At 69.6% G+C, this 11128-nt stretch carries 14 protein-coding genes; 8 read left to right on the top strand and 6 right to left on the bottom strand.

Annotated features, from left to right (window positions below):
* Positions 1–70 precede the first annotated feature (70 nt).
* A complete protein-coding gene (locus ACFWIW_RS14890) occupies positions 71–2251 on the bottom strand; it encodes an MMPL family transporter (RefSeq protein ID WP_378368932.1) in 2181 nt (726 codons plus the stop codon).
* Positions 2252–2411: 160 nt separating this feature from the next.
* On the opposite strand from ACFWIW_RS14890, the gene ACFWIW_RS14885 reads away from it, so the two are divergent.
* Positions 2412–2981: a TetR/AcrR family transcriptional regulator gene (locus ACFWIW_RS14885; protein ID WP_378368931.1), complete on the top strand. Its 570-nt coding sequence runs from the start codon at positions 2412–2414 to the stop codon at positions 2979–2981.
* 46 nt (positions 2982–3027) lie between these two features.
* Entirely contained in the window at positions 3028–3900 is an 873-nt protein-coding gene (locus ACFWIW_RS14880; protein WP_378368930.1) for a hypothetical protein, read from the top strand.
* Here the strand turns inward: ACFWIW_RS14880 and ACFWIW_RS14875 are convergent.
* On the bottom strand, positions 3897–4445 hold the full coding sequence (locus ACFWIW_RS14875; RefSeq protein WP_378368929.1) for an RNA 2'-phosphotransferase: 549 nt from the start codon (positions 4443–4445) through the stop codon (positions 3897–3899). The two genes, ACFWIW_RS14880 and ACFWIW_RS14875, sit on opposite strands and share 4 nt — an antisense overlap.
* A gap of 46 nt (positions 4446–4491) precedes the next feature.
* The gene (gene soxR / locus ACFWIW_RS14870; RefSeq protein ID WP_016335982.1) at positions 4492–4953 is read right to left on the bottom strand and encodes a redox-sensitive transcriptional activator SoxR; all 462 of its coding nucleotides are present in this window, start codon (positions 4951–4953) and stop codon (positions 4492–4494) included.
* Between the two features lie 52 nt (positions 4954–5005).
* Between soxR and ACFWIW_RS14865 the strand changes: the two genes are divergently transcribed.
* The 3 genes from ACFWIW_RS14865 to ACFWIW_RS14855 are packed head-to-tail and all read left to right on the top strand — an operon-like array spanning position 5006 to position 7032.
* The gene (locus ACFWIW_RS14865; protein WP_378368928.1) at positions 5006–5698 is read left to right on the top strand and encodes a transketolase; all 693 of its coding nucleotides are present in this window, start codon (positions 5006–5008) and stop codon (positions 5696–5698) included.
* Positions 5699–5702: 4 nt separating this feature from the next.
* Positions 5703–6593: a transketolase family protein gene (locus tag ACFWIW_RS14860; protein WP_378368927.1), complete on the top strand. Its 891-nt coding sequence runs from the start codon at positions 5703–5705 to the stop codon at positions 6591–6593.
* A gap of 10 nt (positions 6594–6603) precedes the next feature.
* Positions 6604–7032: an NUDIX hydrolase gene (locus ACFWIW_RS14855; RefSeq protein ID WP_378368926.1), complete on the top strand. Its 429-nt coding sequence runs from the start codon at positions 6604–6606 to the stop codon at positions 7030–7032.
* Here ACFWIW_RS14855 and ACFWIW_RS14850 read toward each other — a convergent pair.
* From ACFWIW_RS14850 to ACFWIW_RS14840, 3 genes are all read right to left on the bottom strand, one after another.
* A complete protein-coding gene (locus ACFWIW_RS14850; RefSeq protein ID WP_378368925.1) occupies positions 7018–7674 on the bottom strand; it encodes an NIPSNAP family protein in 657 nt (218 codons plus the stop codon). The two genes, ACFWIW_RS14855 and ACFWIW_RS14850, sit on opposite strands and share 15 nt — an antisense overlap.
* Positions 7675–7718: 44 nt before the next feature.
* Entirely contained in the window at positions 7719–8891 is a 1173-nt protein-coding gene (locus tag ACFWIW_RS14845) for an acyl-CoA dehydrogenase family protein (protein ID WP_378368924.1), read from the bottom strand.
* 71 nt (positions 8892–8962) lie between these two features.
* Entirely contained in the window at positions 8963–9142 is a 180-nt protein-coding gene (locus ACFWIW_RS14840; RefSeq protein ID WP_038510342.1) for a hypothetical protein, read from the bottom strand.
* A gap of 135 nt (positions 9143–9277) precedes the next feature.
* Between ACFWIW_RS14840 and hisH the strand changes: the two genes are divergently transcribed.
* From hisH to ACFWIW_RS14825, 3 genes are all read left to right on the top strand, one after another.
* A complete protein-coding gene (gene hisH, locus ACFWIW_RS14835) occupies positions 9278–9901 on the top strand; it encodes an imidazole glycerol phosphate synthase subunit HisH (RefSeq protein WP_240601431.1) in 624 nt (207 codons plus the stop codon).
* Between the two features lie 9 nt (positions 9902–9910).
* The gene (gene priA, locus ACFWIW_RS14830; RefSeq protein WP_007029948.1) at positions 9911–10648 is read left to right on the top strand and encodes a bifunctional 1-(5-phosphoribosyl)-5-((5-phosphoribosylamino)methylideneamino)imidazole-4-carboxamide isomerase/phosphoribosylanthranilate isomerase PriA; all 738 of its coding nucleotides are present in this window, start codon (positions 9911–9913) and stop codon (positions 10646–10648) included.
* An 80-nt stretch (positions 10649–10728) separates the two neighbouring features.
* A complete protein-coding gene (locus tag ACFWIW_RS14825; protein ID WP_378368923.1) occupies positions 10729–11076 on the top strand; it encodes a DUF1330 domain-containing protein in 348 nt (115 codons plus the stop codon).
* Positions 11077–11128 lie beyond the last annotated feature (52 nt).

The following is an 11128-nucleotide window of genomic DNA, read 5'->3' as shown; positions in this document are numbered from 1 at the left end:
GCGCGTCGCTAAAGCCACTTTCGCAACGTTGAAGGTTGCGAAAGTGGCTTTCGCAACCCTCAACATCGGCCTACTTCGAGGCGTCGACCAGCTCCCGCTCGTCAGGCGCATCGAGCTGCTTCGCGAGCTTCTCGCCTTCGACGTCCACATCGGGCAGCACGCGATCCAGCCACTGCGGCAGCCACCACGCGCCGCGGCCGAGCAGTGACATCAGCGCCGGCACGATGGTCATCCGGATCACGAACGCGTCCACCAGCACCCCGAACGCCAGCGCGAACCCGATCGACTGGATCAGCGAGGACTCCGCGAGGACGAATCCGGCGAACACGCTGATCATGATCAGCGCGGCGGCGACCACGACGCGGGAGCCGTGCCGGAAACCGGTCACCATCGCCTGCTGCGGGTCGGCGCCGTGGACGTATTCCTCCCGCATCCGCGTCACCAGGAACACCTGGTAGTCCATCGCGAGCCCGAACAGCACGCCGATCAGCAGGATCGGCAGCATGCTCATGATCGGCCCGGTCGTCTTCACGCCGAGCAGGTCGGTGAGCCAGCCCCACTGGAACACGGCCACCACGGCGCCGAACGTCGCGACCACCGAACCGAGGAAGCCCAGCGTCGCCTTCAGCGGGACCACGATCGAGCGGAACACCAGCATCAGCAGCAGGAACGCGAGCCCGACGATCAGCGCGAGGTAGGGCAGCATCGCGTCGGCGAGTTTCTCCGAGACGTCGATGTTGGCCGCGGTCTGGCCGGTCACCGCCAGCGACGCGCCGGTGGCCGAACCCAGCCCCGCGTTCAGGCCGCGGATGTCGCTGACCAGGTCTTCGGTCGCGGTGCTGCTCGGGCCGCTCTTCGGGATGACCGTCAGCAGCGCCAGGTCACCCGCGCGGTTGGTCTTGGGCGGCGTGACGATCGGGCGTTCGGGGAGGCCGCCGATACCCGCGGCCGCCTGCTGGAGCGCGGCTTGCCGGTCGGTGCTGCCGCTCAGGTCGACGACGATCACCAGCGGCCCGTTCGCGCCTTCGCCGAAGCTGCGGGCGACGGTGTCGTAGGCCTTGCGCTGGGTGGTGTCCGGCGCGGCGGTGCTGTCGTTCGGCAGGCCGAGCTGCATGCTCGCGGCGGGGACGGCGACGATCGCGAGCCCGGCGATCGCGGCGATCAGCACCGGGATCCGGTGTCGGGCGACGAACTTCGCCCAGCGCTCGCCGTGGGTCGTCGCGCTTTCCTTGCGGCGCAAGCGGATCTTGCCGCCCGCCAGTTTGCCGCCCGCGAAACCGAGGATGGCGGGCAGCAGGGTGAGCGCGATGACGACCGCGATCGCGACGGTGATCGCCGCCGCGATCCCCATCTCGCCGAGGAACGGGATGCCGACGACGGTCAGGCCCGCCAGCGCGATGATCACGGTCAGCCCGGCGAACACCACGGCGGAGCCCGCGGTGCCGGTGGCCCGTCCGGCGGCTTCCTCCGGATCGCGGCCGATGGTGAGTTCGTGCCGGTAGCGGGAAACGATGAAGAGCGCGTAGTCGATGCCGACGGCCAGGCCGATCATCAGCGCGAGCACCGGCGTGTTCGTGTTCAGTTCGAGGAAACCGGACGCCGTCGTGATACCCGCCATGCCGATGCCGACGCCGATGAGCGCGGTCAGCAGCGGGATCCCGGCCGCCAGCAGCGAACCGAAGGTGATGATCAGGACGACCGCGGCGACGGCGACACCGAGGCCTTCGGTGGCGTTGGTCGCGGGCATCGCCTGCACGGCGTCACCGCCGAAGTCCACGGTGTACCCGGCCGCCTTGGCGGAATCGGCGGCGGCCATCAGGCCTTCGCGGTCGGCGTCGGTGAGCTCGAAGCCCGGCACGCGGTAGGAGACCTGCGCCAGCGCGACGTGTTTGTCGGGGGAGATCGCCTGCATCTGCAGCGGGTTGACCACGCCGGCGACCTTGGGAGCGTTTTCGAGTCCCTTGACGAGTCCCGTGATCGCCGCCTGGCCGGCGGTGTCGGTGATGTCGCCGGGCGTCGAGATGACGACGCGCGCCGTCGCACCACCGGCGGCGGCCTCCGGGAACCGGTCGGCGAGCTGGTCGATCGCCTTCTGCGATTCGGTGCCGGGGATGGTCACCGAGTTCGAAAGCTGGCCGGACAGGGTCAGCGCTCCCGCGCCGAGGGCCACCAGGACGGCGGCCCACACCGCCGTCACCAGTGCCCGGCGCCGGAACGAGAACCGGCCCAGGCGGTAGAGGAAGCTGGCCACGAAAGTCTCCCGTTCACTCGATCAGGTTCATTCCAAGCTAGCCGATCGGCTAGGGGCCTACAAGCCGATCGGCAAGTGTGTGACTAGCCGCACGGCTAGTACTCGTTTGGCCACGCGGGCCCGCTTGACGTAATCTCCGACGGCTGAACGAGGAGGGAACATGGACGTCGTCCACGCGGAGGACACCCGCACGCGACTACTGGGCACGGCGTTGCGGTTGTTCACCGAACACGGCGTGGAAGGCACCTCGCTGCAGATGATCGCGGACGCCCTCGGCGTCACGAAGGCAGCCGTCTACTACCACTTCAAGACGAAGGCGGAGATCACCGAATCCGTCGCCGAGCCGGTGCTGCGCGAGCTGGAGGGCATCGTCGACGACGCCCGCGCCCAGCGCACCCGGGGCGCGCAGATCGACCACCTGCTGGACGGTTTCGTCGATCTCGTGGTGCGGCACCGGTCGCTGGTCGCGCTCTTCTCCAGCGACCCCGGCATCGCCCGCGCGATCGAGAAATCCGTGCACAGCTCGGACAGTTTCAAGAACCGGCTGATGGAGATCCTCGTCGGCCCGGATCCGGATCTCACCGCGACCGTGACCGCTCAGGTGCTGCTGGCGGGGATCGCCGTCGCAGGCGGCTCGCCCGAGGTCGCTTCGCTCGACGACGAAACGCTGCGCGAAACGCTCCTGGCCGTCGGACGCAAGCTCTACAACCGCCCGCGCCGCCGCTCGTGACCGATGTGTTCAAGACGACGGCCGCGATCCACGCGACCCTGTCGGTATGAACATCGATCTGAAGACGGCGGCCACGTTCATGGCCACCCAGGCCCGGCTGCTCGACAGGCGGCGCTTCGAGGTCCTTTTCCGCGACGGCGACCCGGCGGCGGCGCTCGCCGCGCTGGAGGCGTACCGCAATCCCGACGGTGGCTACGGCCACGGGCTGGAACCCGACTGCCGATCGGCGACGAGCCAGCCCGGCGGCGCGCTGCACGCTTTCGAGGTCTTCGCCGACGTCGGCCCGGTGACCAGCCCGCGCGCGGCCGAACTCTGCGACTGGCTCACCTCGATCTCCCTGCCCGACGGCGGGATCCCGTTCGCGTTGCCGATGCCGGATCCCGACGGCAGCGCGCCGTTCTGGGCGAACGCGGATCCGTCGGTCTCCTCGCTGCAGATCACCGCGATCGTCGCGGTCACCGCCCATCGCGTCGCCGCGCACGATCCCGCGGTCGCCGCGCATCCGTGGCTGGCGAAGGCGACGAGCTACTGCCTCGGCGAGATCGAGAAGCTCGATGAGGCGCCGCATGCGCTCGTGCTCGCCTTCGCGATGAAGCTGGTGGACGCCCTGGGTGATACGCGTCTGGTCGAGAAACTCGGCGGGTTCCTCCCGGACGACGGGGTGATCGCCGTCGGCGGCGGGATCGAGGGCGAGGCCATGCGCCCGCTCGATTTCGCCCCGGAACCCGGTGGCCCGGCACGGAAGCTGTTCCGGTCCGAGGTCATCGAAGCGGATCTGCGGCGAGTGGCGGGCGGGCAGCACGAAGACGGCGGCTGGCGGGTCGACTACACCAGCTATTCGCCCGCGGCCGCGCTGGAGTGGAACGGCATGTTCACCGTGGGCACGTTGTCGCTCCTGCGGAACAACGGCCTCGTCTAGCCGAGACGGCGCAGGAACTCCGGCGGAACGGCGGCGGTGAGCCAGACCCCGTTGGCGCTCACCTGGAATTCGTGCCCGGCGGCGGTCATCCGCCGTGCGTCGACGGCGAGCAGCACCGGGACGCCGCGCCGCGCGCCGACGGCCCTCGCGGTGTCCACGGTCGCCGAGAGATGCACCGCGTGCCGGTTCATCGGCCGGAGCCCCTGGTACATGATCGCGTCGAGGAACCGGGAAACCGTGCCGTGGTACAGCACGTCCGGCGGGATGGCCGCGGGCAGCGCGAGGTCGACGTCGACGCTGTGGCCCTGGCTGGCGCGGATGCGCAGCCCGTCCTCGTCGAAGGCGAAGCGCCGCTTGTCGTTGCCCTCGACGACTTCGTCGAGTTCGGCGCGCGTGAGGTTCAAGCCGTTGCGCCGCAAGGCCGTCAAGAGCGTGCCGACCTCGACCCAGCCGTCAGGGGTGAGGGTGATGCCGATGTCGCCGGGGGCGTGCCGCAGATGCCGGGAGAGTCGTTTCGATACCCGGATGAGGTGTTTCTTGTCCATTTCGCGTATCAGTGACCCACATCCGGCACCCGCGTGGCAACGGAATTCAGATCCCGCCCTCGGAAGCCGGGCGCAGTTTGCCCGCGCCGGGGCCGAACCGCGACATCTGGTCGTCGGCGTTGTAGAGCCCGCAGCTGCGCAGGGAAAGGCAACCGCAGCCGACGCAGCCGGTCAGCCTGTCGCGCAGGCGCTGCAACGCGTCGATCCGCGCGTCGAGCTCGTCCTGCCAGCCCCGCGAAAGGCGGGCCCAGTCGGCCTTGGTGGGGGCATGGTCCTTGGGCAGGGTCTCCAGCGCCGAGCTGATGTCGTCCAGGCTGAGGCCGACCCGTTGCGCGGCGCGGATGAAGGCGATCCGGCGCAGCACCGAACGCGAGTACCGCCGCTGGTTGCCCGCCGAGCGCTCGGAGCTGATCAGCCCTTTGTCCTCGTAGAAACGCAAAGCCGTATGGGGCACGCCGCTGCGGTCGGCGACCTGTCCGATGCTCAGATGTTCAGCCAGTCTCGTCACGTCGCCAGGCTAGCCTTGACTTCGACCTAAGTCGAGGTTGCAACCTCGGTTCATGACCACTGACATCAAAACCGGCTACGAGGATCTGCCGCGGCTGATCTCGCTGATGACCGGGGACGAGAAGCATCAGGCGGCCGCGGAGTCCACTGTGGACGTCTTGTGGGTGCTCTACGACCGTGTGCTCGACATCACCCCGGAGAACGTCCGCGATCCCGGCCGCGACCGCTTCCTGCTGTCGAAGGGCCACGGCCCGATGGCCTATTACGCGGTGCTGGCGAAGAAGGGCTTCATCCACGAGGAGGAACTCGCCGACTGGACTTCGGCCGAGTCCCGCCTCGGCCACCACCCGGATCGGGCGAGGCTGCCCGTGGCCGAGATCTCCAGCGGTTCGCTCGGGCACGGGCTCCCGCTGGCCATCGGTACCGTGTTCGGCCTGCGCGCCAAGGGTTTCCGTGACGCCAAGGTCGTCACCCTCGTCGGCGACGCGGAGCTCGACGAGGGTTCCAATCAAGAGGCCATCGCGGTCGCCGGCCGGATCGGCATGCCGCAGCTGACCGTCGTCGTCGTCGACAACTCCTCGGCCACGCACGGCTGGCCCGGCGGGATCGCGCGCCGGTTCGAGGTCGAGGGCTGGACGACACGCACCGTCGACGGCCGCGACCACGACGCGCTCCACGAAGCCTTCACCACACCCCATCCGGACCGGCCGCTCGCCGTGGTCGCGACCGTCGAGCGAAAGGCCTGAACCCGTGAACATGCGTGAAACGTTCCTGGAAGCCGCCGCCGAGGTGCTCGACACCGACGCGAACGTCGCCGTCGTGCTCGCCGACATCTCCGCGGCGCAACTCGCCTTCGCCGCGAGGAAACACCCCGACCGGGTGCTCAACGTCGGCATCCGCGAACAGCTGATGATGAGCACCGCGGGCGGCCTGGCGCTGGCCGGGATGCGCCCGATCGTCCACACCTTCTCGTCGTTCCTCGTGGAGCGGGCTTTCGAGCAGGTCAAACTCGACCTCGGGCACCAGGACGTCGGCGCGGTGCTGGTGTCCTCGGGCGCGTCCTACGACATGCCGACCGCCGGGCGGACGCATCAGGCGCCCGGGGACGTCGCCCTCATCGACACGTTGCCGGGCTGGACCGTGCACGTGCCCGGGCACCCCGAGGAAGCACGGCGGCTGCTGCTCGAGTCCATCCCCGGCACCGGACGCGTCTATCTCCGGCTTTCCGCGCAGGAGAACGCGAAAGCGCATCTGGGCGCGGGCCTGCAGACGCTGAGCGAAGGCGGCCGGGGTGTGGTGGTGGCCGTCGGGCCGATGCTCGACAGGGTGCTGGAAGCGACCGCCGACCTCGACGTCACCGTGCTCTACACCTCGACGGTCCGGCCGTTCGACGCCGCCGGGCTGCGTGCGGCCGTCGAGGCCGCGGGGAGCACCGACGTCGTACTGGTCGAGCCCTACCTCGCGGGAACCTCGGCGCACGCGGTGACGGACGCTTTGCCCGAAACGCCGCATCGGCTGCTCTCCCTCGGCGTCCGGCGCGACGCGGAAGTCCGGATCTACGGCGAAATGGCCGACCACGACCTCGCGCACGGTCTCGACGCCGGCTCGATCGCCTTGTCCGTCAAGGAATTCCTCCGCTAGCGTCACCAGGATGACGAAGATCCGCCCGCTCGCGCTCGGGGTCATCCGCCGCGGCGAAGACCTTCTCGTGTTCGAAGGCCGCGACAACACCAAAGGCGTGACCTACCACCGCCCGCTCGGCGGCGGCATCGAGTTCGGTGAGACCGCCGCCGAGGCGCTGCATCGCGAATTCCAGGAGGAACTCGCGGCGGAGCTGACCTCGGTCGAGCAGATCGCCGTGCTGGAGAACGTGTACACCTTCGAGGGCAGGCCGGGGCACGAGATCGTGTTCCTGTTCACCGCCGACCTCATCGACAAGGCGTTCTACGAGCGCGACGAGGTCGGCGTCGTGCTCGACGACGGCGCACGCGTGCACTGGCTGCCGATGGCCGACGTGGCGAGCGGCAAGGCGATCCTCTACCCGGACGGACTCGCGGACCTCCTTTCAGCGCAGGACTGAGCGCGCGGTCGGGGCCAGTTCCAGCTGTTGCCAAGGGCGTTCGAGCCTGTCCGCGACTTCCTCGCCGATGCGGGCGAGCACATCCCGGTGCTCCCCGGCGGCCTTCGCGAACCAGACGAACACCGTCTCGTCCTCCCGCACGGGAAGGCGGGGGAAGGTGTTCTCCGCCGGCTCCGTTTCGAAGTGGCCGAACGTGTCCACGCCGGATTCCCGCAGCTTGGGGGCCACTGTGTCCGCGAAGTACTCGGAGAACTCCTCGACCGGGCCGATCGGATGGCACACCGTCGCCAGCACCCGGGAATCCCCGCCGCCGCCAGGAGCGGGGAAGCCGGGCCCGGACGGGCGCAGCAGCAGGACGTCCGAAGCGTCGATCATCGTCTCGTTCGCCGCCGGGCCGTGCGCACGCCAAACCGGCCCGCCGTAGAACGCTTCGAGGGCGGCCCGCCTGGCCTCCATGTCACGGAAACCGCGCAGCCACACGAACTTGTCCGGCTCCGCCGGTTCGCGGAAGAGACCGAACAGGCGCATGCCGCAGGCTTCCTGGCTCTCCACGAACTCGCGCTCGAAGAGCTCGATCAGCTCGTCCCGGCGGCCCGGGTGCAGGGTGTACCTGCGCAGCTCTACGACGGGGAAATCGGTCATGTGCGGACCATAGAGGCCCGCACCGACAGTTTCCGGCGGACGGCTCAGCGGAAGGCGGCGAGCCCGGTGACCGACTGCCCGAGCGAGAGCGCGTGCATCTCTTCGGTGCCCTCGTAGGTGAGCACGGTCTCCAGGTTCGACATATGCCGCATCACCGGGTACTCCAGCGAGATCCCGTTGGCACCGAGCATGCCGCGCGCGGTCCTGGCGACCTCCAGCGCGGAGCGCACGTTGGCGAGTTTGCCGAAGCTGACGTGGTTGTGATGCAGCGTCCCGGCGTCCTTGAGCCGTCCGATCCGGAGCGCGACCAGCCCGGCGCGGTTGACCTCGACGACGAGGTCGGCGAGCTTGCGCTGGGTGAGCTGGAAACCGGCCAGCGGTTTGCCGAACTGTTCCCGGCTCAGCGTGTACTCCAGCGCGGACTCGTAGCAGGAGCGGGCGGCCCCGACGACGCCGAACAGGATCCCGTAGCGCGCCTCGTTCAGGCAGGACAGCGGTCCGCGCAGGCCCCTGACCTCGGGGAACGCCGCCGAATCCGGCAGGCGGACACCGTCGAGCACGAGTTCCGCGGTCAGCGAGGCCCGCAGCGACAGCTTGTGCTTGACCTCGTTCGCGGTGAAACCCGGCGTGTTCGTGGGGACGACGAAACCGCGCACGCCTTCGTCGGTCTGCGCCCAGACGACCGCGACGTCGGCAACGGTTCCGTTGGTGATCCACATCTTCGTACCGCTCAGCACCCAGTCCGAGCCGTCGCGCACCGCGCGCGTCCGCATGCTGCCGGGATCGCTGCCGGCGTCCGGTTCGGTCAGGCCGAAGCAGCCGAGCGCCTCACCGGCGGCCATCCGCGGCAGCCACTCCTGCTTCTGCTCCTCGGTGCCCCATTTGTGGATCGCGTACATCGCCAGCGAACCCTGCACCGAGACGAAGCTGCGCAGCCCGGAGTCGACGGCCTCCAGCTCGCGGCAGGCGATGCCGTAGGCGACCGCGCTGGTGCCCGCGCAGCCGTAACCCTCCAGATGCATGCCGAGCAGCCCGAGCTGGCCGAACCCCTTGGCGAGGTCGGCGGCGGGCAGGGCGCCCGTTTCGTACCATTCGGCGATGTTCGGCAGGAGCTGGTCGTGCGCGTAGGACCGCACGGCGTCCCGCATGGCCCGGTCCTCGGCGGAGAGCTCGGCGTCGAGATCGAGGAAGTCGCGCGGATCCGGGCTGCTGGTCATGCGTCACTCCTGGTCGGCTCGGTGGGGCATCTTCCCAAGAAGAAAACCACACACGCGACCGGAGTCGAGTGTCAGCGATCGCGCCATCCGGTGGTCTTCGTCACCTGAACCGATGCCGTGGCCGTCCGGGCGGGGGCGGAGCGCCGCTTCTGCGCCGGGATCAGCAGCTCCGCGAAGGTCGGGAAAGGCACGCTGTCGATGTCTTCGCGCCAGGCGCTGAGCAGGCGGGTCAGGTCGTCGGCGTCCTGCATCGTTCCTCCATAAGTGCAGGGCGGTCCTGCGCCGGCCTTTCACTTGGAGGCGTTATTACCCAGAAGAGTGAACGCCGAAACAGGGAATCCGGAGAAAATCCGGTCCGCTAACCTGGGCGGGTGGCTACTCCTCGTGTGGTGATCCTGGACTACGGGTCCGGCAACCTCCGGTCCGCCGAACGCGCCGTGCAGCGCGCCGGCGCCGACGTCGAGGTCACCGCCGACCCGCATGCCGCGCTCGAGGCCGACGGCCTGGTCGTCCCGGGTGTCGGTGCCTTCTCCGCCTGCATGGAGGGGCTGCGGTCGGTGTCGGGGGAGAAGATCATCGGCAAACGCCTCGCCGGCGGCCGTCCCGTGCTCGGCATCTGCGTCGGCATGCAGATCCTGTTCGAACGCGGGGTCGAGCACGGCGTGGAGGCCGAGGGCGCCGGCGAGTGGCCGGGCACGGTCGACCGGCTGGAGGCCGACGTCCTCCCCCACATGGGGTGGAACACCGTCCGCGCCCCGGAGGATTCGCGGCTGTTCGCCGGGCTCGACGCGGACACGCGGTTCTACTTCGTGCACTCCTACGCCGCGCGGACCTGGGAGCTCGACTCCGGCCTCGCCGGGCAGCAACCCAAGGTGACCTGGGCGAACCACGGCCAGGACTTCGTCGCCGCCGTCGAGAACGGGCCGCTGTGGGCGACGCAGTTCCACCCGGAGAAGTCCGGGGACGCGGGGGCGCACCTGCTGCGCAACTGGCTGCAGACCCTGTCTTAGAGTGGGCGCGTGACTTTCACGCTCCTTCCCGCCGTTGATGTGGCCGATGGCCAGGCCGTGCGACTCGTCCAGGGCGAGGCCGGCACCGAAACCTCCTATGGCAGCCCGCTGGAGGCGGCGCTCGCCTGGCAGCGTGACGGGGCGGAATGGATCCATCTGGTGGATCTCGACGCCGCGTTCGGCAAGGGCTCCAACCGCGAGCTGCTCGCCGACGTCGTGGCGAAACTCGACGTCCAGGTGGAGCTGTCCGGCGGCATCCGCGACGACGCCTCGCTGGAGGCCGCGCTGGCCACCGGCGCCCGCCGGGTCAACCTCGGCACGGCGGCGCTGGAGGACCCGGAGTGGACCGCGAAGGTCGTCTCCTCCTACGGCGACCGGGTCGCCATCGGGCTGGACGTGCGGATCACCGAGGCCGGGCACCGGCTGTCCGCCCGCGGCTGGACGCAGGACGGCGGCGACCTCTGGGAGGTCCTCGACCGGCTCGACCGCGACGGCGCGCAGCGTTACGTCGTCACCGACGTGAGCAAGGACGGCACCCTCCAGGGCCCGAACATCGACCTGCTCCGCGAGGTCGCCGCCCGCACCGACGCGCCGGTCATCGCCTCCGGCGGGGTGTCCAGTGTGGACGATCTCCGCGCGCTGGCCGCGCTGGCCCGTGACGGTGTCGAGGGTTCCATCGTCGGCAAGGCGCTCTACGCCGGCGCGTTCACCCTGCCCGAGGCGCTCGCCGCCGTCGCGGAGTTCTGAGCTTTACCTCCCGGGTAATCGACGCCACCCGCCCGCTCGGTCAGGATTCCTTCCAGGACAACGAAACCCGGGAGGACATCATGACCGCGTACGGTCTCGCCCACCTTCGCCCCGCCGCCGTGCTGGCCGAAGAAGTCTTCGAGTACATGGAACGGATCCAGGCCACGCTCGATCCCTTCGGCGGCAAATTCCTCGTGCACGGAGCCGCGGTCCACGTCGTCGAGGGGGAGTGGCCGGGGGCGCTCGTGCTCATCGAGTTCCCGAGCCTCGACGCCGCGCGGGAGTGGTACGACTCGCCCGCGTACCGGGAGATCCTGCCGCTGCGGGCCGACCACATCCCCGGCGATCTGATCCTGGTGGAGGGTTGCGGGCCGGACCACGACTCGGCGGCGCTGGCGGCCGGGCTGCGGGCACTACAAGCCTCGTGAGTGGCGAGGACGGTTCTAACCGTGCAAGCCACTCACGAGGCCCAGGTCCTTA

The organism is Amycolatopsis sp. NPDC058340, from assembly GCF_042723975.1.
Lineage (GTDB): Bacteria > Actinomycetota > Actinomycetes > Mycobacteriales > Pseudonocardiaceae > Amycolatopsis.
Note: the sequence above shows the minus strand (reverse complement) of the source record. Positions and strands in the feature narration are given on the sequence as shown.